General features: G+C 71.8%; 22 protein-coding genes. 12 read left to right on the forward strand and 10 right to left on the reverse strand.

What is annotated here, in order from left to right; genetic code table 11:
* The first annotated feature begins 26 nt into the window (after positions 1–26).
* Positions 27–941, forward strand: a complete 915-nt coding sequence (gene kdgD, locus AB0I81_RS56075; protein ID WP_360677159.1) for a 5-dehydro-4-deoxyglucarate dehydratase — start codon at positions 27–29, stop codon at positions 939–941.
* Between the two features lie 10 nt (positions 942–951).
* Positions 952–2274, forward strand: a complete 1323-nt coding sequence (locus AB0I81_RS56080; protein WP_360677161.1) for an enolase C-terminal domain-like protein — start codon at positions 952–954, stop codon at positions 2272–2274.
* A 16-nt stretch (positions 2275–2290) separates the two neighbouring features.
* Here AB0I81_RS56080 and AB0I81_RS56085 read toward each other — a convergent pair whose 3' ends face one another.
* Complete coding sequence (locus AB0I81_RS56085) at positions 2291–3142, reverse strand: DUF72 domain-containing protein (protein WP_360677163.1); 852 nt, start codon at positions 3140–3142, stop codon at positions 2291–2293.
* A 78-nt stretch (positions 3143–3220) separates the two neighbouring features.
* On the opposite strand from AB0I81_RS56085, the gene AB0I81_RS56090 reads away from it, so the two are divergent.
* Positions 3221–4078: an NAD(+)/NADH kinase gene (locus AB0I81_RS56090; protein ID WP_360677165.1), complete on the forward strand. Its 858-nt coding sequence runs from the start codon at positions 3221–3223 to the stop codon at positions 4076–4078.
* Positions 4079–4084: 6 nt separating this feature from the next.
* Here AB0I81_RS56090 and AB0I81_RS56095 read toward each other — a convergent pair whose 3' ends face one another.
* Positions 4085–5551: a YibE/F family protein gene (locus AB0I81_RS56095; RefSeq protein WP_360677167.1), complete on the reverse strand. Its 1467-nt coding sequence runs from the start codon at positions 5549–5551 to the stop codon at positions 4085–4087.
* 76 nt (positions 5552–5627) lie between these two features.
* Here AB0I81_RS56095 and AB0I81_RS56100 point away from each other — a divergent pair, with 76 nt between their 5' ends.
* Together AB0I81_RS56100 and AB0I81_RS56105 are read left to right on the forward strand one after the other, a co-directional pair.
* Positions 5628–6335: a DUF72 domain-containing protein gene (locus AB0I81_RS56100; RefSeq protein WP_360677169.1), complete on the forward strand. Its 708-nt coding sequence runs from the start codon at positions 5628–5630 to the stop codon at positions 6333–6335.
* Positions 6335–7303: a magnesium transporter CorA family protein gene (locus tag AB0I81_RS56105; protein WP_360677171.1), complete on the forward strand. Its 969-nt coding sequence runs from the start codon at positions 6335–6337 to the stop codon at positions 7301–7303. Before AB0I81_RS56100 ends, AB0I81_RS56105 begins: the two co-directional genes overlap by 1 nt.
* On the opposite strand, the gene AB0I81_RS56110 is transcribed toward AB0I81_RS56105, so the two are convergent.
* The 4 genes from AB0I81_RS56110 to thrS form a co-directional block, all read right to left on the reverse strand.
* Positions 7281–7745 carry a DUF1850 domain-containing protein gene (locus tag AB0I81_RS56110; RefSeq protein WP_360677173.1) on the reverse strand — a complete coding sequence of 155 codons (465 nt, stop codon included), beginning with the start codon at positions 7743–7745 and terminating at the stop codon, positions 7281–7283. The genes AB0I81_RS56105 and AB0I81_RS56110 overlap by 23 nt on opposite strands.
* A 29-nt stretch (positions 7746–7774) precedes the next feature.
* The gene (locus AB0I81_RS56115) at positions 7775–8725 is read right to left on the reverse strand and encodes a TAXI family TRAP transporter solute-binding subunit (RefSeq protein ID WP_360677175.1); all 951 of its coding nucleotides are present in this window, start codon (positions 8723–8725) and stop codon (positions 7775–7777) included.
* Positions 8722–10776 carry a TRAP transporter fused permease subunit gene (locus AB0I81_RS56120; protein ID WP_360677177.1) on the reverse strand — a complete coding sequence of 685 codons (2055 nt, stop codon included), beginning with the start codon at positions 10774–10776 and terminating at the stop codon, positions 8722–8724. The genes AB0I81_RS56115 and AB0I81_RS56120 overlap by 4 nt, the downstream gene beginning before the upstream one ends.
* An 89-nt stretch (positions 10777–10865) precedes the next feature.
* Positions 10866–12089: a threonine--tRNA ligase gene (thrS, locus tag AB0I81_RS56125; RefSeq protein ID WP_360677179.1), complete on the reverse strand. Its 1224-nt coding sequence runs from the start codon at positions 12087–12089 to the stop codon at positions 10866–10868.
* Between the two features lie 197 nt (positions 12090–12286).
* On the opposite strand from thrS, the gene AB0I81_RS56130 reads away from it, so the two are divergent.
* On the forward strand, positions 12287–13258 hold the full coding sequence (locus AB0I81_RS56130; RefSeq protein WP_360677181.1) for a LuxR C-terminal-related transcriptional regulator: 972 nt from the start codon (positions 12287–12289) through the stop codon (positions 13256–13258).
* 3 nt (positions 13259–13261) lie between these two features.
* Here AB0I81_RS56130 and AB0I81_RS56135 read toward each other — a convergent pair whose 3' ends face one another.
* Entirely contained in the window at positions 13262–13783 is a 522-nt protein-coding gene (locus tag AB0I81_RS56135; RefSeq protein WP_360677183.1) for a DinB family protein, read from the reverse strand.
* A 111-nt stretch (positions 13784–13894) separates the two neighbouring features.
* Between AB0I81_RS56135 and AB0I81_RS56140 the strand changes: the two genes are divergently transcribed.
* Positions 13895–14239: a YciI family protein gene (locus AB0I81_RS56140; RefSeq protein ID WP_360677185.1), complete on the forward strand. Its 345-nt coding sequence runs from the start codon at positions 13895–13897 to the stop codon at positions 14237–14239.
* Between the two features lie 122 nt (positions 14240–14361).
* On the forward strand, positions 14362–15642 hold the full coding sequence (locus tag AB0I81_RS56145; protein WP_360677187.1) for a sigma-70 family RNA polymerase sigma factor: 1281 nt from the start codon (positions 14362–14364) through the stop codon (positions 15640–15642).
* 7 nt (positions 15643–15649) lie between these two features.
* On the opposite strand, the gene AB0I81_RS56150 is transcribed toward AB0I81_RS56145, so the two are convergent.
* Positions 15650–16105: an ATP-binding protein gene (locus AB0I81_RS56150; protein WP_360677189.1), complete on the reverse strand. Its 456-nt coding sequence runs from the start codon at positions 16103–16105 to the stop codon at positions 15650–15652.
* Positions 16106–16277: 172 nt separating this feature from the next.
* Here AB0I81_RS56150 and AB0I81_RS56155 point away from each other — a divergent pair, with 172 nt between their 5' ends.
* The 4 genes from AB0I81_RS56155 to AB0I81_RS56170 all read left to right on the forward strand — a co-directional run bounded on the left by AB0I81_RS56155 (position 16278) and on the right by AB0I81_RS56170 (position 19176).
* Entirely contained in the window at positions 16278–16745 is a 468-nt protein-coding gene (locus tag AB0I81_RS56155; protein WP_360677191.1) for an adenylyltransferase/cytidyltransferase family protein, read from the forward strand.
* 144 nt (positions 16746–16889) lie between these two features.
* Entirely contained in the window at positions 16890–17474 is a 585-nt protein-coding gene (locus AB0I81_RS56160) for a hypothetical protein (protein ID WP_360677193.1), read from the forward strand.
* A 48-nt stretch (positions 17475–17522) separates the two neighbouring features.
* Positions 17523–18266 (forward strand): DUF427 domain-containing protein, encoded by a 744-nt coding sequence (locus AB0I81_RS56165; protein WP_360677195.1) that lies wholly within the window; start codon positions 17523–17525, stop codon positions 18264–18266.
* Positions 18229–19176 (forward strand): FAD-dependent monooxygenase, encoded by a 948-nt coding sequence (locus tag AB0I81_RS56170; RefSeq protein ID WP_360677197.1) that lies wholly within the window; start codon positions 18229–18231, stop codon positions 19174–19176. Before AB0I81_RS56165 ends, AB0I81_RS56170 begins: the two co-directional genes overlap by 38 nt.
* A 4-nt stretch (positions 19177–19180) precedes the next feature.
* Here the strand turns inward: AB0I81_RS56170 and AB0I81_RS56175 are convergent, their stop codons facing one another.
* Together AB0I81_RS56175 and AB0I81_RS56180 are read right to left on the reverse strand one after the other, a co-directional pair.
* The gene (locus AB0I81_RS56175) at positions 19181–20443 is read right to left on the reverse strand and encodes a M20/M25/M40 family metallo-hydrolase (protein ID WP_360677199.1); all 1263 of its coding nucleotides are present in this window, start codon (positions 20441–20443) and stop codon (positions 19181–19183) included.
* Complete coding sequence (locus AB0I81_RS56180) at positions 20440–22599, reverse strand: prolyl oligopeptidase family serine peptidase (RefSeq protein WP_360677201.1); 2160 nt, start codon at positions 22597–22599, stop codon at positions 20440–20442. Before AB0I81_RS56180 ends, AB0I81_RS56175 begins: the two co-directional genes overlap by 4 nt.
* Between the last annotated feature and the right edge of the window lie 5 nt (positions 22600–22604).

Raw genomic sequence — 22604 nt, forward strand, 5'->3', positions numbered from 1 at the left:
CCGCAGTGAAGCGAGGAGCGCCAGCCATGCCCAGTTACTCCCCGCAGGAGCTCGCCACACAGCTCAAGAGCGGCCTGTTGTCGTTCCCCGTCACCCATTTCGATCAGGACCTGGAGTTCGACGAGGCGGCCTACCGTGAGCACCTTTCGTGGCTGAGCTCGTACCCGGTGGCCGGGTTGTTCGCCGCGGGAGGCACCGGTGAGGGCTTCTCACTGACCTTCGCCGAGACCGACCGGGTGGTGCGCGCGGCGGTGGCCGAGGTGGACGGCAGGGTTCCGGTCGTGGCGCCGGCCACCGGCGGCACCGCGAACGCCGTGGCCCAGGCCAAGGCCGCCGAGGCCGCGGGCGCCGCGGGGCTGCTCCTCATGCCGCCCTACCTCACCGAGGCCGGCCAGGAGGGACTGGTCGAGCACGTCTCCGCGGTCTGCCGCGCCACGAGCCTCGGCGTGATCGTCTACAGCCGGGCCAACGCGGTGCTGAACGACCGCTCCGTCGCGGCGCTGGCCGAGCGGAACGAGACCTTCGTCGGGTTCAAGGACGGCGTCGGCAACATCGAGAACATGACCCGCATCTACGCCGCCGTCGGCGACCGGCTGGCCTACATCGGTGGCCTGCCCACCGCCGAGACCTTCGCGCTGCCGCTGCTGCAGCTCGGCATGAGCACGTACTCCTCGGCGATCTTCAACTTCGTCCCGCAGTACGCCCTCGACTTCTACGCCGACGTACGCGCCCAGGACCAGGCCGCCGTCTACCGGCGCATCCGCGAGTTCGTGGTCCCCTACCTCGACATTCGCGACCGCACCAAGGGGTACGCTGTGTCGATCATCAAGGCGGGCCTGACCGCCGTCGGCCGCAAGGGCGGCCCGGTCCGCCCGCCGCTGACGAACCTCACGGACGGCGAGCTCGCCGAGCTGACCGCCCTCATCAACAAGATCAGCTAAGGGCGGTCACTTGTCTCCCACCATCCAGAGCGTCGAGGTCGTCCCGGTCGCCGGCTACGACAGCATGCTGCTCAACCTGAGCGGCGCCCACGGGCCGTTCTTCACCCGCAACATCGTCATCGTCACCGACTCCGACGGGCGTACGGGCCTGGGCGAGGTGCCCGGCGGCGAGGCCATCGGGCAGACCATCGAGGAGGCCGGCGCGCTGCTGGCCGGCCGGCCCGTGGCCGCCTACCGCGGGCTGCTGCGCACCGTGGCCGACCGCTTCGCCGCCAGGGACGCCGGCGGGCGCGGCCTGCAGACCTTCGACCTGCGCACCACCGTGCACGCGGTGACCGGCCTGGAGTCCTGCCTGCTCGACCTGCACGGCCAGTACCTCGGCCTGCCCGTCGCCGACCTGCTCGGCGAGGGCCGCCAGCGCGACCGGGTGCCGATGCTGGGCTACCTGTTCTACGTCGGCGACCCCGGCAGGACCGACCTGCCCTACCTGGTGGACGACGACGGCCGGGACGCGTGGTCGCAACTGCGCCGCCGGGAGGCGCTCACGCCCGACGCCGTGGTCGCGCTGGCCGAGGCCGCGCGCGAGCGCTACGGCTTCAGCGACTTCAAGCTCAAGGGCGGCGTGCTGGCCGGCGAGGAGGAGATCGAGGCGGTCAAGGCGCTGGCCGCCCGCTTCCCGACCGCCCGCGTCACGCTCGACCCCAACGGCGGCTGGCTGCTGGCCGACGCCGTACGGCTGTGCCGCGGCCTCGGCGGCGTGCTCGCCTACGCCGAGGACCCGTGCGGAGCCGAGGGCCGTTTCTCCGGGCGGGAGACGATGGCCGAGTTCAAGCGGGCCACCGGCCTGCCGACCGCGACGAACATGATCGCCACCGACTGGCGGGAGATGGCGCACGCCATCCGCTCCGACGCGGTGGACATCCCGCTCGCCGACCCGCACTTCTGGACCATGGCCGGATCGGTCCGCGTCGCCCAGCTCTGCCACGACTTCGGGCTGACCTGGGGCTCGCACTCCAACAACCACTTCGACATCTCGCTGGCCATGTTCACCCACGTCGGCGCCGCCGCGCCGGGGGAGATCACGGCGCTGGACACGCACTGGATCTGGCAGGACGGCCAGGCCCTGACGACCAGCCCCTTCCGGATCGAGGACGGTTCCATCGCCGTGCCGGACACCCCCGGGCTCGGCGTCGAGCTCGACCGGGCGGCCCTGGCCAAGGCCCACGAGCTGTACCTGCGCCACGGGCTCGGCGCCCGCGACGACGCGGTGGCCATGCAGTATTTGGTGGAAGGCTGGACGTTCGACCCCAAACGCCCCTGTCTCGTGCGCTGACCGGCCGGAAAGCCGTTCAGAACAGGGTCAGGGGCTCGTTCGGCATCGGCTCGGGCAGCGGTTCCAGGGCGGGGACGCGTTCGCGTACCTCGTCGTGGAACCGCCGGGCCAGCAGCGGCGCGTCCGCGTTGTCCGGCGTGTGGATGAACACCGTCGGCTCGCGCCCCTCGCGCAGCCACGCCACGGCCTGCTCCACCCACGGCCGCCAGCCCCCGACCGTCCGCTCCTCGGCGTCGCGCCCCAGGTAGCGGACGATCGGGTGGCCGGTCAGGGCCCGCGTGCGGCGCGGCACGCGCGGCTTCTTGGTCCACGCGTCCCGCTCGGCGTCGCTGGTGGGCGGCCCGTCGAACATCACCGTGGTGTCGAACGGAACCCACTCGGCCCCCGCACCGGCCAGGACGCGTTCGAGCAGCCTTTCCGAGCGCTCATCCTCGAAGAAGGCGCGGTGCCGCACCTCCACGGCGCAGCGATGCCCCTGGGGCAACTGCCTCAAAAACGCCGCCAGCGAACCGAGACCCTCGGGGGAGAAGGAGCCGGGCAACTGGATCCACCACGCGTGCACGCGCGGCCCCAGCGGCTCCATCGCCTCCAGGAACGCGCGCAACTCCTCGCCCGCGCCGGTGAGCCGGCGCTCGTGGGTGATCGGCTTGGGCAGCTTCACCACGAAACGGAAGTCAGGGGAGGTCTGGGCCGCCCAGGACTCCACCGTGGCCCGCGACGGTGTGGCGTAGAACGTCGTGTTGCCCTCCACGGCGTCGCACCAGGTGGCGTACGCCCGCAGGCGCTCCCCGGGAGACAGGTGGGCGGGGAGGAAACGTCCTTGCCAGCGCGCATGTGTCCACATCGCGCATCCCACGTGAAGCCGCATGAGCACGACGCTATCGTTCCCCGGCCACAGCGTGGGCCGGTCGTGAGGACGCCGATCGGTCCGGCATAAGGTTGCGACATGGGCATGGTCGGGACGGTCGGGCTGGTGTTGCACCCCCAGCGCGACTCGCAGAAGGCGATAGACACCATCCTGCGGTGGGCGGCCGGCAAGGGCGCCACCGTGCTCGGCCTGCCCGAGGAGGTGGGCCGCATCGACTGCACGGCCGTGGCGGTGGACGCCGAGACGCTCGTGGAGCGGGCCGACCTGATGGTGGGGCTCGGCGGCGACGGCACGATGTTGCGCACGATGCGGCTGCTGGCCGGGCGGCCGACGCCCATCCTGGGGGTGAACCTCGGACGGCTCGGCTTCCTCGCGGAGATCGACGTGGACGAGTTGCCCCGTACGCTGTCGGCGATCGACGAGCACGCCTACACCGTCGAGCCGCGCATGGCGATCCGCGCCCAGGTGGCGGGGCACGAGGTGACGGCCTTCAACGACATCGCGCTCGCGCGTTTTCCCGGCGACGGGCTGGCCGCCGTGTCCGTCACCCCGTCGGGCAGCCCGTTCGTCCGCTACAGCGCCGACGCCGTGATCGTGGCCACCACCACCGGGTCCACGGCCTACAGCTTCTCCGCCGGCGGGCCGATCGTCTCGCCCCGGGTGGAGGCGGTGCTGGTGGTGGCCGCCGCCGCGCACTCCTCCTTCAACCGGGCGCTGGTGTTGCCGGCCGACGAGGAGGTGACGCTCCAGGTGCTGCCGTCCAGCGGGCGGCTGGCGGTGGAGGTGGACGGGGCCGTGGTGGGCAACCTCAGCCCCGGCGACTGCCTCAGCGTCACCGCCTGGCCCGGCGCGGCCAAGGTGGTGCGGCTGGGCACCACCTTCTACGAGCGCGCCCGCCGCAAACTCCGGGTGGACGGCAGCGCGGAAGCCGACTGACAGCCCTCAGGTACGGCGACGGCGGCGGCCCGGCTGAGGGGTGAAGAAGTCCTCGTCGTCGGCGTGCGGCGCGAAGAAGTCGTGGTCGTCCGCAGGTGAGGCGGACGGGTCGCGGCGGTCCTTGTGCGAGGCGGACAGGTCACGGCGGTTCTTGTGCGGGGCGGCCAGGTCGTCGCGTGAGGCTGAGGCGCGGTCCTGGGGCGGGGCCGGGGTGTGCGGGGTGAACAGGTCGCCGTGGGCCGGGGGCGGGGCGGGGAGCGCATCGTCCGGGCGGGGATTCTTGCGCCGGGAGCCGCGCCGTCCGGACGGTTCCTGGCGGTTGCGGGAGGCCGTCAGGGCGGCCAGGGCCGTGGTGATGGGGACGGCGGCGATGAGCCCGAGCGTGCCCGCCACGCTGCGGACGATCTCCTGCGCGATGACCGGCGTCGTCAGCACGTCCCCGAGCCGCTGCTCCCCGACGCTGAACAGCAGCAGCAACGGCAGCGACGCGCCCGCGTACGCCAGGATGATGGTGTTGATCACCGAGGCGATGTGCGCCCGCCCGATCCGCCCGGCCGCCCGGTAGAGGCGGGCGAAGCCGTAGGACGGGTTGGCGTGGGCGAGTTCGGCGACCGTCACCGCCTGCGTGACCGTGACGTCGTCGAGCACCCCCAGCGAGCCGATGATGATGCTGGCCAGCAGCAGCCCCTGCGTGTCGAGGGACAGGCTCATGTCCAGCGTCAGCGCGCTGTCGTCGGTGATGCCGTTGAGCCGGGCCAGCCCCAGCGCCGCGTACGACACCAGCCCCGTCAGGGTGAGGCTGGCCAGCGTCCCCAGCACGGCCATGGACGTGGTCAGCGAGAAGCCGTGCGTCAGGTAGAGCACCGCCAGCATGATCGCCGAGGCTCCCACGATGGCCACCAGCATGGGCGGGCGGCCCTCCAGGATGCCGGGGATCACGAACGTCAGCAGCAGCACGAACGTGACCGCCAGCCCCACCAGCGCCGTCACCCCGCGCCAGCGCCCGAACGCGATCACCGCCAGCGCGAACGCCACCCCGAACAACCACAGCGGCACCGCCCGGTCGTGATCGGAGATCTGGTACGCCCCGTCGGCCCCGCGCAGCAGGATCACCTCGTCGTCCACGCCGAAGTGCTGCGCCCCCGGCCCGCTCGGCAACTGCAGCTCCACGTCCTTGCCCACGTCGGGCCCCTCGGCCACCTTGACCACGGCCTTGCCGCAGGTCGCGGGGTCCGGCTTGGGCGAGCCCTCGGGCGTCGCGGGGCAGCGGGTGAGCGTGACGCCGGAGACTGTGCCGGCCAGCCGCTCCACGCCCGGCTGCTGCGGCGCCGCGTCCTGGGCGCGGCCCTCCGGCCACAGCCACACCAGTGCGGCCAGCGTGATGACGGCCAGCGGCACCAGGACGGCCAGACCGGCCATCACCGTGCGCCGCGAGCTGGGCAGATCGGTACCGTGCGCGTGGTTGGCGCCCATCGCGTGAAAGGTCCTCCTTGGCTGACGAACTAGGACAGTTGTACTGCACCCGGCACCATGGGGTAGCCAAGACGGCATGACATGGCAGGTGGGCACGTCCGGATGGCAGTACGCGGACTGGCGCGGGGTCCTGTATCCGCAGGGCGTGCCGCAGCGGCTCTGGCTGGAGACCTACGCGGCCGAGTTCGCCACCGTCGAGAGCAACAACGCCTTCTACCGCCTGCCGGGCCCCGAGACGTTCGCCGCCTGGCGGGACCGTACGCCGCCGGGGTTCGTGATGGCCGTCAAGGCCAGCAGGTTCCTCACCCACGTCAAGCGGCTGGCCGAGCCGGAGGAGCCGGTCGCGCGCCTGATGGGGGCCGCCGCGGAGCTGAAGGGCAAGCTCGGCCCGATCCTGCTGCAACTCCCGCCGAACCTGAAGGCCGACCCCGGGCGGCTCGACCGGTGCCTGGGCTGCTTCCCGGCGGACGTGCGGGTGGCGGTCGAACCGCGCCACGAGTCCTGGTGGAGCGAGGAGGTGCGGCAGGTCCTGCGGGCCAGGGCCGCCGCCCTGTGCTGGGCCGACAGGAAGGGCCGGCCGGTCAGCCCGCTCTGGCGTACCGCGGCGTGGGGTTACGTGCGCCTGCACGAGGGCAGGGCGGGTTTCGCCTACGGCGAGCAGGCGCTGCGCACGTGGGCCGGCAGGGTACGCGAGGCGGGCTGGGGGGACGCCTACGTCTACTTCAACAACGATCCCGGAGGAGCGGCCGTGCGTAACGCGAGACGATTTGCCAGACTCGGCTAGTGCACACGCGTCTGTACCGCAACGGCGTCCTCGAAAAGGAGGGTTTCCCCATCGAGGAGGTCTCCGACCATGCCGCGGACCCGGACAACACGGTCTGGTTCGACCTGTGCAGCCCCTCTTCCAAGGAGCTCGGGCTGATCGGCGAGGAGCTGGGGCTGCACGAGCTGGCGGTCGAGGACGTCCTGTCCGACCATCAGCGGCCCAAGGTGGACGTCTACGACAAGCACCTGTTCATCACCGTGTACGGGGTGCACTGCGACGGGGACCGGCTCGACCCGGTCGAGGTGGACCTCTTCGTCACCGGGAACGTCCTGGTCACCGTGCGGGAGAACGAGCACTTCGACATCGGCGAGGTGGTCCGGCGCTGGGACGCCTCCCCCCAGCTCGCCGGGCACGGCGTGACGTTCCTGCTGCACGGCCTGCTCGACTACGTCGTGGACACCCAGTTCGACCTGGCGCAGGATCTCGACGGGCAGGCCGAGGCGATGGAGGAGTCCCTGTTCGAGGACCGGGTGCGCGACGGTAGGCAACTGCAGCGCCACATGTACGTGCTGCGCAGGAACACCACCGGGCTGCGCAGGATGGCGCTGCCGATGCGCGAGGTGGTCGGCACCCTGATGCGCCATGACCGGTCCCTGGCCGCCGGTTCCGGGATGGGGCCGTACTACCAGGACGTCTATGACCACGTGCTGCAGGTGACCGGGGCGGTGGAGTCCATCCGCGAGATGCTCGCCAACGTCCGCGAGACCCGCCTGTCCGAGCAGGGCTTCCGGCTGAACGAGATCATGAAGAAGATCACCAGCTGGGCCGCCATCATCGCCGTGCCCACCATGATCACTGGCGCGTACGGGCAGAACGTGCCCTATCCGGGGTCCGGGCAGGTCTGGGGGTTCTGGACGTCCACCGTCCTGGTGGCGCTGACGTCCGTGACGCTGTACTCGGTGTTCAAGAAGAAGGACTGGTTGTGAGCGCGGCCCGCTGGAGGCGGCCCGCGAACGGAGCCGGGCACGGCCCGCCCCGGACGTCCCGCGTGAGCGCGAGCGCCAGCCTGACCTCGCCCGCCGCGGGGTAGAGAGGCAGGCAACGCCGCCCTGACAACACCGTCCTGCGGCCGATCGGGGTGGTGAGCAGCGACAACTCCGTGTACGTGGCCGGCTCGGCCAGCCGCAGCAGCCACATGCCCTCCGGCAGGCGCACCCGCTCGCCCGCCACCGCGTAGTAGTCGAGCACGCCCTCGCTGGCCGAGACCACCGCCCGCATGGTGAACCGGCCGCCCTCCACAGTGAACACCTCCGCGGAGGGCGCGCGGTAGATCGAATGCACATACCCGATCGCGAATGAGCCCGCCACGACGGGCAGGCCGTGCACGGTCAGGCGCCCGGCCCCGTCACCGGAGCCGAGCGCCGCCACCGTGGCCAGCGCCGCCAGGAGGAGCCTGCTCAGCCCTTCTCCTTGTAGTAGCGCGCGGCGCCGGGGTGCAGCTCGACCGGGGCCACCTGCTGGCCCAGCGCCGGGTCGAGCTTCCTGGCTTCCGGGTGCACGGCCGACAACTCGGCCTTCTTCTCGAACAGCGTCTTGGTGATGTCGTAGGCGAGCTGGTCGGTCATCGACGAGGGCACCAGCAGCACGTTCGCGATCCCGACGGTCTTGATCGTGCCGGACAGCTTGTAGGTGGACATCTGCACGTCGAGCGGGACGTACTGCTGGCCGTAGGTGCTCTGCATCTTCGCCAGCACGTCGCTGGTGTCGAGCATCTTCATGTCCGGCTTGCTGGAGGCCAGGTCGGTGATGCCCGCCGTGGGCAGGCCGCCGACCCAGATGAACGCGTCGATGGTGCCGTCCTTGACCGCCTGCACCGACTCGTTGATCGACAGTTGCTGCTTGGTGATGTCGGTGTCGGGGTTGAGCCCGGCCGCCTCCAGCATGCGCCTGGCCACGACCTGGGTGCCGGAGTTGGCCGGGCCGAGCGAGACGCGCTTGCCCTTCAGGTCGGCGACCTTGGTCGCCTCGACGCCGGGGGCGACCACCAGGTGGGTGTAGTTGTCGTAGATGCGGGCGATCGCCTTGACCGGCTGCGGGCTGGTGAAGGTGTCCTTGCCGTTGACCGCGTCGGCGGCCGTGTCGGCCTGGGAGAAGCCGATGTGCGCCTTGCCCGAGGTCAGCAGCTTGATGTTCTCGACGGAGGCCGAGGTGACCGACGCGGTGGCCCGGGTGTTGGCGACGTTCTTCGAGAGCTGCGCGGCCAGGCCGCCGCCGTAGACGTAGTAGACGCCCGTCGTACCGCCCGTGGCGATCGAGAGCCGGTTGCCCGAACCTCCGCCCGCGCCACCGCCCCCGCAACCCGCCACGGCCAGGACGGCGACGGCGACTATCGTGAGAATCCGCTTCACGCTTTGTCCCTTCTCCTTCTTCTCATGAGATGCACGCCGGCGGCCACGAGCAGCACGGCCAGACCGGCGACGATGGGGACGGGTTCGAGGAACAGCAGCAGCACCGCGGCGACCGCCGCCATCAGCCGCTCGGGCAGGCCGAACAGCCCGCCCGTGGCCATCGCCAGGGCGGCCACCGCGACCGCGGAGACCGCCGCCATCAGCAGCACGGTGCCGATCGGCCCCTGGCCGAGCAGCGCCTGCCCGTTCGGCGTCAGCACGAAGGCGAACGGCACGAGGAAGGCGGGCAGCGTGTAACGCCAGGTCATCATCATGGTCTTGTACGTGTTGCCGCCGGTGATGGCCGCCGCCGCGACCGCGGACAGCGCCGTGGGCGGGCTCACCTCCGACAACACCGCGTAGTAGAAGACGAACATGTACGCCTCCGGCCTCGTGACGCCGAGGTCGAACAGCGCCGGCCCGATGATCACGGCCGCGATGATGAAGCTGGCCGTCACCGGCACGGCCAGGCCCAGCAGCAGCACCGCGACGGCCGCCATGACCGTGGTGATGATCAGGCTGCCCGCGCCGATGTCCACGATGATGTCGGCCAGGTTCTGGCCGAGCCCGGTCAGCGTGATCGCGCCCACGATGATGCCCGCCGCCGCGCAGACCGCGGTCACCGGCAGCACCTCCAGCGTGCCCTTGGCCAGCGCCTGCCCGACGCGCCTGGGCGTCATCCGGTGCTTCGGGTCCAGGAACGACAGCAGGAACGCGACGGCGGTGGCGATCACCACCGACTGGAACGCCGACCGGTCCAGCGCCATCAGCACGACGATGAGGATGAGCGAGCTGAAGTGGTAGCCGAAGCGCAGCAGCAACCTGCCGACCTTGGGGGAGCCCACCTCGACGGCGTGGGTGCCGAAGCGGCGCGAGTCGATCTCGATGGCCAGGAAGATGCCGAGGTAGTACAGGAGCGTGGGGATGGTCGCGTACAGCAGCACCTGGAGGTAGCTCACGCCGAGGTACTCGGCGATGATGAACGCCGCCGCGCCGAGCGTCGGCGGCGACAGGATGGCGCCGATGCCGCCGGCCGCGAGGATGCCGCCCGCCGGCTCCTTCGGGTAGCCGGCCCGCCGCAGCACCGGCCAGGCGACGCTGCCCAGGCTGACCGTGGTGGCCACGCCCGAGCCCGAGACGGTGCCGAGCAGGAAGCCGGCCGTGGTGACGGTACGGCCGGGGGCGGCGCGGGACTTGCGGAAGGCGGCGAAGCTCAGGTCGATGAAGAACTTGCTCGCGCCGGAGTAGTCGAGCACCGCCCCGTAGATGGTGAACAGGATGATGTAGCTCGCGGCCACCTGCATCGGCACGCCGAAGAAGCCCTCGGTGCCGGTGTAGAGCTGCGAGATGATCTGCCCGAAATCGAACCCGATATGGCCGATGGTCCAGTCAATCGGCAAATATGCGCCGTAATAGGTATAAAGCAGGAAAATGATGCAGATGATGGCGAAGGACCAGCCGACGGTGCGCCGTACCGCCTCCAGCAGCAACACCGTCAGCACGACCCCCGCCACGATGTCCAGGTCCGTCAGCGCCGCGCCCGAGCCCCGGTTGCGGAAGGACTCGATGTCGACCAGCGGGTAGACCAGCACGGCCAGCGACGCGGCGGCCAGCAGCCAGTCGGCCGGGCTGGGCCACTCCACCCGCGGCCCCGCCGGTCCCGGCCCCGGCTCTGGTCCCGGCTCTGGTTCCGGCCCCGGCTCTGGTCCCGGCTCTGGTTCCGGCCCCGGCTCTGGTCCCGGCTCTGGTTCCGGCCGCCGCAGCAGGCGGCGGGCCAGTGGCGCCATCCCCGATCGGTAACAGACGAAGACCAGCGGCAGCGCCACCGCCAGGAACGTCATCCGGTGCTCGATCGCCTCCACCGGCCGGAAGACCACCACCAGCGAGTACGCCGACAGCAGCCCGCCCAGGACCCACACGCCGAGCTTGAGCGGGCCGCCCAGCCGCCGCGCGGGACGTTCCTGTTCGTGCGCGGCGACCAGCTCGGCCTCACGATCGCTCAGTTCGGTCAAGTTCGTCCTCCCCGACACTGCGTTGCAGGGACTTTACGAGCCGATTACATGATCAGGGAAGCCTCCGTTACCCAACTGATTCGCGCCCGTCAGCCGAACGGTCGCGATCGCGCGGCCAGCTGCTCGATCGGCACCTCACCCGCCTGACTCCCGTCGCGCAGCCGCACCGCCGCCCGCCCGCTCGCCACCTCACGCGGCCCCACGACGAGCTGGTACGGCACCAGCCGGTGCGCCCTGATCCTGGCCCCGAGGCTGCCCCGGTCGGCGGCGGCCAGCTCCGCCCGCAACCCCGCCTCCAGGCAGCGCCGCAGCAGATCCCGCGCCGCGGGCAACTCGGCGTCCGACAGCGGCAGCACCACGGCCTGCACGGGCGCCATCCAGGCGGGGAACGCCCCGCCGTGCACCTCGATGAGGTGGGCGACCAGCCGCTCGATCCCGCCGACCACACTGCGGTGCACCATGACGGGCCGCGCGTCCCGCTGCCCGCCCGAGCCCGGCCCGCCGCTTGAGTCCGGCTGCCCGCCGCCCACGTAGCGCAGGTCGAAGCGGCCGGGCATGAAGTAGTCCACCTGGACGGTCGACAGGGTGGACTCGCGGCCGGCCGGATCGGCGATCTGGATGTCGATCTTCGGACCGTAGAAGGCGCCCTCGCCGGCCTCCTCGTCGTACTCGCGCCCGCGCTCCTTCAGCACCTCGCGCAGCACCGACTCCGACCGCGCCCACATGCCGGGGTCGTCCACGAACTTCGCGCCCTCGCCGCGCAACGACAGCCGGTATCGCGCGGCCTTGATGCCGAGCCGGTCGTGCGCCGCCTCGATCAGGTCCAGCGCGGCCGACACCTCGGCGGCCGCCTGCTCCGGCGCGCAGAACACGTGCCCGTCGTTGAGCTGGATGGCCCGTACCCTGGTCAGCCCGCCCAGCACGCCCGACAACTCCGAGCGGTACATGCCGCCGATCTCGGCCACCCGCAGCGGCAGATCGCGGTGGCTGCGCTGCCGCGAGCGGTAGATGAGCGCGTGGTGCGGGCAGATGGCGGGCCGCAGCACGAACTCCTCGCCGCCGACCTCCATGGGCGGGAACATGTCCTCGGCGTAGTGCGCCCAGTGGCCCGAGCGCTCGTAGAGCTCGCGTTTGCCCAGCACCGGCGAGTTGACGTGCAGATAGCCGCCGCGGCGTTCGAGCTCGTGCACGTAGTCCTCGATCGCCTTGCGCACGGCGGCACCGGCGGGCGCCCAGTAGGGCAGGCCGGAACCGATCAGCGGGTCGGTGTCGAAGACGCCCAGCTCACGGCCGAGCCTGCGATGGTCGTTCATGATCGTCCCCTTCGTGGAAAGGGCGAACGACCAGGCTCCCGGGCGTCCGCCCGGGAAGCATGGAATCAGCGCGCCGGGACGTGGTCCGGCGTCGTCGTGACGAGAGCGCGCTGCATGGAACCGACCATAGCACCCGCCCACGGGGGCCGTCCCCGGTAAAACCTCCGTCAGAAAATGGCCGATGATATAAAAGCAGCGTGGCCGAGATCACCGTGGACGTGCCGAGGCTGCAGGCGTTCGCCGAGGTCGGATACCAGGTCGCGGGCGGTGGCGGCGCGCACGGCGCGATGGCGGCGCTGCGCCGCGTGGTCGCGCTCGACGCCTACGAGTTCGTCGCCCACGACCCCGCCACCGGGCGGCACCACAGCGTCATCTCCTCCGGGCACCAGCGCATCGACCGCGACGCGGCCGAGGAGTACGCGGGGCTGGAGGCGTACCGCAGGGCCATCGACACGCGGGCCCCCGTCGGCATGCCCGAGCCGGGCACCGAGCGCTACTTCCGCCGTCACCTGGCGCCCTACGGCTGGCGGGCGGGGCTGACGGCACCGCTGTTCCTGCCCGACGGCCGCTACACGGGCCTGCTGCACCTGGCGTCCAGGCACGCGTTCCCGCTGCTCACCGGGGCGCTGGTGGCGGCGGTCAGCCCGACGCTTGCGCACCTCACCGATCTGAGCCGATGCGTGATCGACCCGGTGGGGCTGCCCGCCGGCTTCCGCGCGGTCGCCTTCGACCGGCTCGGCACGCGCCGCGAGGTGCCGGGACACGACCTCTCGGCCGCGCTCTGGGACGACCCCGCGATGGCCGCGTACGCGCGGGACTTCATCGACTCGCGTGAGCTGAGCCGGCACGGGCTCTGGCCCGCCCGCGACGGCGGGTGGCACGAGGTGCGGATGGTGCGGGCCGGCGTCGGGTTCGAGGGGCGGCTGCAGGGCGCGGTGGCGGCCGAGCGGCCATGCCGGCTGCCGTACGAGCTCACCGGGCGCGAGGTGGACGTGCTGACCCGGGTGGCGGCCGGCGACTCCAACCCGCAGATCGCCGCGGCGCTCGTGCTCAGCGTCCGCACGGTCACCACCCACCTGGAGCACATCTTCGCCAAGCTGGGCTGCGACAGCCGCACCCGCCTGACCACCAAGGCCCTGGCCGAGGGCCTGTGCCGCCTGGACCTGTAGCCGCTAGGAGGCGGCTCGCACCATTCTGAGCTGGCCGATCTCGGTGACGTTCTTCGTCAGCTCGACGTTCAGCCAGGCGATCATGTGGGCCACCGTGTAGGTGGGGTCGTCCGGCCACGGATAGGGGGCCGGGGCGTCGAGATCGGCGTCGGTGAGGCGGTCCAGCACCGCCAGCCACTCCTCGCGCAGGCCGCGCAGCCATTCGACGGCGGCCTTCCCGTCGCCCGGCCACGTGATCTCGGTACGCTCCCGCGGCGTCCGGCCGCTCAGGTGGTCGATCGCCACGCTCCACCACCAGCCGATGTGCCAGCTCACCCAGCCGATCGTGGGCACCGGCACGGGGTCGGGCTCGGCCTCCGCCCAGTCGGGCAGCCACCGCCCACCGGCGTCGGGGCGTACCGTCCAGCAGGTGTTCGCCGGCTCCCAGAGGAAGTCTCCCGGCTCCAGCCGTTCCAGGTGATACTCGAACAACGACCAGCTCAGGTCGAACTGCCAGCGCAACAGGTCACATCGGGAGATCGGCATCGGCCGATCCTGGCACACCGCCGTACGGCTTCAGAAATGATTTTCCGGGTGTGTCCTTCCGCGTCCATCTCGTTCGTAGAGATGGCACACGACACAGTAGGGAGACCGGACATGAAGTACATGCTTCTCATCAACAGCCTCACTGACGGCAACAAGCCCGAGGGCGGCGAGGCATCCTTCGAGGAGTGGATGGCCTACGACAAGTCGGTCAGGGACTCGGGCGTTTACGTCTCGGGGGAGTCGCTCGCCGACCTGACCACCGCCACCACCGTCCGCGTCTCGGCGTCGGGCGAGCGGACGGTCACCGACGGGCCGTTCGCCGAGACCCGGGAGATCCTCGGCGGCTTCTACGTCATCGACGTACCGGACCTCGACGTCGCCCTCGACTGGGCGGCCCGCTGCCCCGGCTCGCGCGGCGGCTCGGTCGTCGTCAGGCCGGTCGCCGACTTCGGCTGATCGGCGTCAGAGGAAGCTGATCGGCGTCCGAGGAAGCTGACCGGCGTCCGAGGAAGCTGATCGGCGTCAGAGGAAGCTGAGCGGCCTCCGAGGAGGCTGGGCGTTCAGGGGAAAGAACGGAGATGACGATGGACGGGGACGGCGACGCGGCGGTGGTGGGGCCCCGCATCGAGGCGGTGTTCCGCGAGGAGCGCGGGCTGCTGCTCGCCGCCCTGGTCCGCCGGTTCGGCGACCTGGACCTGGCCGAGGAGGTCGCCTCCGAGGCGATCGAGGCGGCCCTGGTCCGCTGGCCCGCCGACGGCGTGCCGCCCAATCCCGGCGGCTGGCTGATGACCACGGCGCGGCGCCGGGCCGTCGATCGGCTGCGCCGCGACAAGACGTACGCGGCCCGCCTGGCCATCCTCCAGGTGGAGGCGGACCGCGCGGCGCCGGCGCCGTCCCCGGAGGGCGGCGAGCTGCCCGACGAGCGCCTCCAGCTCTTCTTCACCTGCGCACACCCCGCCCTGCCCGCCGAGGACCGCGTGGCGCTGACGCTGCGCTGCCTGGCCGGGCTGACCACGCCGGAGGTCGCGCGGGCCTTCCTGCTCCCGCCCGCCACCATGGCCAAGCGCATCGTGCGGGCCAAGAAGAAGATCCGCGAGGCGCGCATCCCGTTCCGGGTGCCGGCCCCGGACGAGCTGCCCGAACGGCTGCCCGGCGTGCTCCAGGTGATCTACTCGGTCTTCACCGAGGGGTACGCGGCCAGCTCAGGCCCCGACCTGCAACGGCTGGACCTGGCCGAGGAGGCCATCAGGCTGGCGCGCATCCTGCGCAGGCTGCTGCCGGCCGAACGGGAGATCGCCGGGCTGCTCGGGCTGATGTTGCTGATCCACGCCAGGCGCGCCGCCAGGATCGGCGGGGACGGCGAGCTGGTGCTGCTCGACGACCAGGACCGGGGCCGCTGGGACCGCACGATGATCGAGGAGGGGCGGCGCCTGGTGGTCGCGGCGCTCACCGGCGGGCCGCCCGGCCTGTACGGCGTGCAGGCCGCCATCGCCGCCCTGCACGACGAGGCCGCCGACGTGGCGACCACCGACTGGCCGCAGATCGTGGCCCTGTACGACGTGCTGCTCGCGCTCGCGCCGTCCCCGGTGGTCGCGATCAACAGGGCCGTGGCGGTGGCCATGCGCGACGGTCCCGAGGCGGGTCTCGTCCTGCTCGACGAGCTGGCCGGGGAGCCCCGGCTGCGCGGCTACCACCCGTACCCGACGGCGCGGGCGGGCCTGCTGGAACGGCTGGGCCGCCATCGCGAGGCGGCGGCGGCCTACCGCGAGGCCCTCGCCGCGGCCGGGACCGAGCCCGAGCAGGCGCACCTGCGGCGCCGGGCGGGCGAGTGCGAGGCGGCCGCCCGGGAGGGTTCCTAGGTCTCTGTCAGACGGCCAGGCCGGCGGGGACACGTTCGTGCAGCAGCTCGAACCAGACCGTCGTGGACCCGGACTCGCGGGTGAAGCCCCAGCGGTGGCTGAGCGCCTCGATCAGCGGCAGGCCGCGGCCGCTGGTGGACTGCGCGCTCGTACGGCACACGCACGGAGGTTCGGGTGAGCCGCCGTCCGACACGAACACCCGCACCCCCACCTGGGAATTGCTCACGGTCACCGTGAACGAGCCCCCCGAGCCCGACTTGGTGTGCAGGATCGCGTTCGTGGCCAGTTCGCTGGTCAGCAGCAGCACGTCGTCATGGAGCGGATGGTCGCGGCCGAGCGCCGCGCCGATGAGCTCCCTGGCCCTGCCGACCTGGGAGGCGACCCCGGGCAACCGCACCACGAGATCGCCGCCGGGTTGGCCTCCCGCGGGTTTGTCGTCCCCGTCCACTTGGTGCGATGCCACAGCGACCTCCCCCGGAATTCGGTGACGTTATGAGACGCGCGGGAGGGGTCCCGGAGATTATCGCCAAAAGGTAGGAATGACCTTTCCCGAGGTCGCCTGCACGGTCTCCGACGCCGACCGAGTACGCTGCGATCGACGAGTCGTCTAGGTCCGTGGGGGAGCAGGAGGTCGCGTGAGCAGCCTGGAGGCCGTCTGGACGCAGCCGTACGAGCGGCCGGGGGCGGCGATCGTGACCGGTGTCTTCGACATCCTGCACGTGGGCCACGTGCGTTACCTCGGCACGGTGGCCGCGCGAGGACTGCCGCTCATCGTCGGGGTCGAGGACGATCCGCGGGTGCGTGCCTGGAAGGGGCCGAGCCGCCCGTTCAACCCGGCGGCGGAGCGGGCCGAGGTGCTGGCCGCGCTCCGCTTCGTGACCGGCGTCTTCATCGTGACGGGCCCGCCCGGCGCGCACGGGCCCGAGGACTACATCGACCTGCTCGCCCCGATGCGGCCGGCCGCGCTGGCGCACACGGCGGGCGACCCGCACGCGGGCGCGCGCGCCACGGCGGCGGCGATACTCGGCGCGGAGTGCTGGGAGATGTCGGCCATCCCGGACCGCTCGACGACCCGCATCGTCAACGCGGCCGGCAAGGGCTGACCCTCCCTCCGCCCGGATCCGACCCTGCCTGCCCGATCCCGAACCACCTGTCTGACCCCGACCCGCCCGGACCTGCACCTTCCGCCGGGCCCATGGTGGGCCGATGGGACGGGCGTGGCTCATGATCGCGTAATGTGTCCTGACATGACGGCCGACATCGTGGCGAAACGGGTGACGAACCTGCTGGCACCGCAGGTGCTGGTGATCGCCATGCCGCCGATCGTCGGCCTGGTCGCGCAGGGCTGGGCCGGGGCCGTGTGGGGGCTGGTGGCCTCGGCGTTCTGCGGTGGCGTGCCGGCGGCGGTGATCGCGGTGGGCGTGCGGTCGGGGCGGCTCGACTCCCACCACATCGTGGATCGTGCCCGTCGTACCGGGCCGTTGCTCTCGGCGGTGGCGGCCGTGCTGGTGGCGCTGGCGCTGCTGGTCGTGATGGGCGCGCCGACGCTGCTCCTGGCCACCGTGACCGCGATGCTGGCGGCGCTGGCCGTGACCGTGCCGATCACGTTGCGCTGGAAGATCTCCTTCCACGCCGCGGTGTCCGCCGGCACGGTCGTGGTGTTCGCGCACGTGCTGCCCGCGTGGCCGACCGCGATCGCCGGGGCCGCCGTGGTGGGGCTGGTGTGCTGGGCCAGGGTACGCCTGACGCACCACACCTGGGCCCAGGTCGCCGCCGGGACCGTGGTGGGCACGCTGACGACCTGGGGGACCCTTACGGCCTTCGGCGTGTGATGGGGCTGACGCCGGAATAGGGGAGTCGCCCGCGGGGTTGGCGCGGACATGGATGCCACGAACCGCGGCCGGGTGCGTGTGGAGCCCGCGGCCAAGCGTGTGAGGACCTATCTCGGCGGCCGGGTGGTGGCCGACACCACCTCCGCCCTCCTGGTGTGGGAGGTGCCCTACTACCCCACCTACTACTTCCCGCTGAACGACGTGGACGAGGCCGCGCTCAAGGCCACCGGAGCCACCAAGCGCTCCCCGAGCAGGGGCGAGGCCGTGCTCTACACGGTCACCTCCGGCACCGCCGAGGCCGCCGACGCGGCCCTGGCCTACCCGGACTCGCCGCTGGAGCAGATCCGCGGGTACGTGCGTTTCGAGTGGGACGCCATGGACGCCTGGTTCGAGGAGGACGAGGAGGTGTTCTTCCACCCGCGCGACCCGTACACCAGGGTTGACATCCTGCCCAGTTCGCGGCACGTGCGGATCGAGGTGGACGGCGTCACCGTGGCCGACTCCCGCAACCCGCACCTGCTCTTCGAGACCGGGCTGCCCACCCGCTACTACCTGCCGAAGACCGACGTGCGCCTGGACCTGCTGGAACACACCGACACGGTCACCCACTGCCCCTACAAGGGCACGGCCCAGTACTGGTCGGTCAACGGCAAGAAGGACCTGGCGTGGTCGTACCGGACGCCGCTGCCGGAGAGCACCAAGGTCGCCGGGCTGGTCGCCTTCTACGACGAGAAGCTCGACGTGTACGTGGACGGTGAGCTGCAGGAACGGCCGAAGACCAAGTTCGCCTGACGTCTGGCAACGAGCCACCCTGAAAGAGGCATGGGCCCGCCACCGTTCCCACGGCGGCGGGTCCATGGCCGTTTGGGGGCCGGGGGAGATCGCGACCATCGAGTTCGGCGAAGGGCCCGGTGAGCGGGACGCGCCCGTGACGGCCGCCGAACTGCAGGGCAGCCTGCGGCGGGTGACCGGGCTGGAGGTGGTCGTCGAACACGTGGAGACCGGGATCCGGTACGGCGACAACACCCGGCACGCGGAGACGTACAGGAAAGGGCGGGTGTTGCTGGCGGGGGACGCGGCGCACGTGCACTCGCCGATCGGCGGGCAGGGGCTCAACCTGGGGCTGCAGGACGCCGTCAACCTGGGGTGGAAGCTGGGGCTGGTGGTTCGGGGGGCGGCGCCTGAGAGCCTGCTCGACAGCTATACCGCCGAGCGGCATCCGGTGGCGGACACGGTGTTGCGTAACGTGCGGGCGCAGGTGGCGCTGATGCGGCCCGGGGCGCAGGTGGACGCGTTGCGGGAGGTACTGGGTGAGGTGCTGGAGCTGCCTGAGGCGTGGCGGTACTTCGCGGGCATGATGACGGGGACGGCGGTGGACTACGCGCCGGGTCGGCCCTTCGTCGGGGGGTTCGCTCCCGAGCTGGAGCTTCTCGGCGGCGAGGGTTCTCAAGGGCTCGCCGGGCGGATGCGGGATGGGCGCGGGCTGGTCGTCGAGCTCGTAAAGCCGGATGAGGGGCCGGGGGCGGTTGGTGATGCCGTGGCCGGATATCGCGGGCGGGTGGGGTTCGCGTGGGCGCGGGCGGGATCGGGGCTGGAGGACGTGAGCGGGCTGCTGGTGCGGCCCGACGGCTATGTCGCGTGGGCGGGTGGGCGCGACGGGCTCGCCGACGCGCTCACCACCTGGTTCGGGCCGCCTGAGTGACGTATTAGGTCAGAAGGCGAGTCAGTACGCGGGTGCCGAACTCCAGGCCCTCCACCGGGACACGCTCGTCCTTGCCGTGGAACATCCCGAAGTAGTCCAGGTCGGGCCGGAGCATGAGCGGCGCGAAGCCGTACCCCTTGATGCCGAGCGCGGCGAAGGACTTGGCGTCGGTGCCGCCGGCCATCACGTACGGGACCGGCCTGGCCTGCGGATCCTCGGCCACCAGGGACGCGGCCAGCTCGTCGAAGAACGGCGCGGGGTAGGGCGCGTCGGGCGCGTCCTCCAGGTTCACGAACTCGCGGGTGATCTTCGGACCGAGCAGCTCGTCGATCGTCGCCAGGAACTCCTCCTGAAGCCCCGGCAGGAAACGCCCGTCCACGTGCGCCGATGCCGTCGAGGGCACGACGTTGACCTTGTAACCGGCCTCCAGCATCGTCGGGTTCGCCGAGTTGCGGATCTGGCCCTTGAACAGGCTGCCCAGCGCCCCGAGCCGGGCCGCCTCCGCGTCCAGCCGGTCCAGGTCGATCGGCCGGCCGGTGATCTCCGACAGGCTGCGGATGAGCGCCGCCACCGACGGCGTCAGGCGCACCGGCCACTGGTGCGCGGCCACCCGCGACAACGCGTGCGCCAGCGTCGCGACCGGGTTGTCCACCGGCGGGCGCGAGCCGTGCCCGGCCACGCCGTGCGCGGTCAGCTTCATCCAGGCGGTCCCGCGCTCGCCCACCGCGATCGGGTACACCCGGTGCCCGCCCGAGCTCACGCTGAACCCGCCCGACTCGCTGATGGCCTCGGTCACGCCGTCGAACAACTCCCGGTGCTCGCGGACGGCGTGCCGCGAGCCGTAGTCGCCGGTGGCCTCCTCGTCGGCGAGGAAGGCCAGCACCAGGTCCCGCCGGGGGCGCTCGCCCCGGGCCAGCATGCCGAGCACGGTGGACAGGGTCATCGCGACCGAGCCCTTCATGTCGACCGCGCCCCGGCCGTACACGCAACCGTCGGTGATCTCCCCGGAGAACGGGTGCAGCCGCCACTCGGCCGGGTCGGCGGGCACCACGTCCAGGTGGCCGTGCACCAGCAGCGCGTCGCGGGAGTCGCCGTCGATCCTGGCCACGACGGTGGTCCGCTTGGGCGCCGACTCGAACACCGTCGGTTCCAGGCCGGCCTCGGCCAGCAGTGTGGCCACGTACTCGGCGGCCGGGCGCTCTCCCGAGCCCGGGTTGGTGGTGTCGAACCTGATCAGATCCGAGCAGATCTCGGCAACGCTCTTCACTTTCGTCCCTTCAGCGTCAACGACGGCACACCGGGCGTCTCCATGTCGAAGATCAGCCCGTAGAAGGCCAGCTCCGCCTCCAGCACCGCGACGATAGTCTCCTCCCTGCGCCAGCCGTGCTGCTCGCCGGGGAAGGTGAGCAGCGCCCACTCCTTGCCGTGCCTGTCCAGTTCCTCGGTGAAGCGCCGGGCCTGGCTCACGTCCACGATCGCGTCCTCCAGGCCGTGCAGCATGAGGACCGGGCCGGAGGCGCGGAAGGCGTTCAGCAACGGGGAGCGCTCGGTGTAGCGCTGCCGGGTCTCGGGCAGCGGGCCGACCAGGCCGTCCAGGTAACGGGACTCGAAGTCGTGCGTCTCGGCCGCCCAGCTCTCCGGGTCGGTGATCGCGTAGTGCGCCACCCCGCCCGCGAACACGTCGCTGTGCACCAGCGCCGCCACCGTCGTCCAGCCGCCCGCGCTGCCGCCCCTGATGGCCAGCTTGTGCGCGTCGGCCCGGCCCAGCTCCACCAGGCCGCGCGCCACCTTGGCGCAGTCCTGCACGTCCACCACGCCCCACCGGTGCCGCAGCCGCTCCCGGTAGGCGCGGCCGTAGCCGGTGGAGCCGCCGTAGTTGACCACGGCCACGCCGATGCCCCTGCTGGTGAAGTAGGCGATCTCCAGGTCGAGCATGATCGGCAGGTGGCCGGTGGGGCCGCCGTGCACGAAGATCACGTACGGTCCTGGTCCCCGTACGCCTGCCGGTGGGTAGAGGTGTGCGTGCACACCCTCGATCGTGACGGCCTCCGGGGTGGGGAGCAGCGCGCGGTCGGGCAGGGGCTTGCGCGGCGAGACCACCTCGTGCGCGCCGTCGTCCAGACCGACCAGCGTCACCTCCAGCGGCGTGTACGGCGTCGCCCCCACCGCCACGGCCACGGCCTCCCCGCCCGCCTTTCCACCCGCGTCTCGGCCCGCTCCTCCAGCGGCTCCTGCGGTTGCTCCTCCACCGGCTCCTCCACCGGCTCCTCCACCGGCTCCTCCACCCGCTTCTCCGCTTGCGACGGAGACGGTCGATGACCAGTGGGTGGCCGTGCCGCCGATGTCTCTCAGGCTGCCGTCCTCCGGGTCCAGTACGCCCAGGCGGCGGTGGTCGGCGGTGCCGTAGACGACGACCAGGCGGCCGTCCTCGGCCACGGCGAAGCAGGTCAGGCCCGGTTTCCAGACTGCCGGGCCGAACTCCAGCTCCATCGGGGTCAGGTTGCGGGCGGGGGAGCCGTCCAGCCGCAGGAGGTGGATGTTCCACCAGCCGGTGGGGTCGGTCACCGCGTACAGGCTCGCCTCGTCGCGCCACTCGGCCTGGGTCACCGACTCGCTGGGGCCGCCCGCGATCACCTCGTACGGGCCGGCCGTGCCGTCCTCGCGCAGCGGGGCCACGCACAGCTCCGTGCCGTCCCAGGGCATGTTCGGGTGGTCCCAGCCGATCCAGGCGACATGTCGGCTGTCGGGGGAGATGCGGGGATTCATCAGGAAATGCTGGGCTTTGGCGACCACTCTGAGCGGGCCCCCATCCAGGGGCACCGCCACCAGGTCCCGCACGTCTTCCAGCTCCCTGACCGCCCACACCTCGTCCCTGCCGGGCGGAAGGTAGAGGTCACCGTAGCGGGACAGGCCCTCCGGCGTGAGCGGCACGGGAGCGGCACCGTCCCGGCCGATCCCAGCGCCACCCGGACGGGGAGCAGCGCCGTCTGGACCTGGAGCTGTGCCGTGTGGGCCGGGAGCGGTGGTGTCCGGGCCGGGAGCAGCGCTGTCCGGGCCGGGAGCAGCGCTGTCCGGGCCGGGAGCAGCGCTGTCCGGGCCGGGAGCAGCGCTGTCCGGGCCGGGAGTGGTGCTGTTCAGGCGGTACAGGCGCTGGTCGGACCAGTTCGTGAAGACCAGGCCGCCCGCGGGAAGAGGCCGCCAGGAACGGCCGCCGTACTCCACGAGCCGGTTGCGGGCGTTCCAGCGCTCGGGCAGCGCGTCCACGCGGGAGCCGTCCGGCAGGCGGCGCACCACGCAGCGCCTGCCGCCCTCGTGCGGGCGCGGCTCGTCCCACCACACCTCGACGCCGGCGGGCGTGGCCACCGCCTCCACCCACTGGGGGCCGCCGTCGGTACGGGCCACGTCGATCGGTCGAATGCTCATGTACT

The organism is Nonomuraea sp. NPDC050404 (assembly GCF_040655495.1).
In the GTDB taxonomy this organism is placed as follows: domain Bacteria; phylum Actinomycetota; class Actinomycetes; order Streptosporangiales; family Streptosporangiaceae; genus Nonomuraea.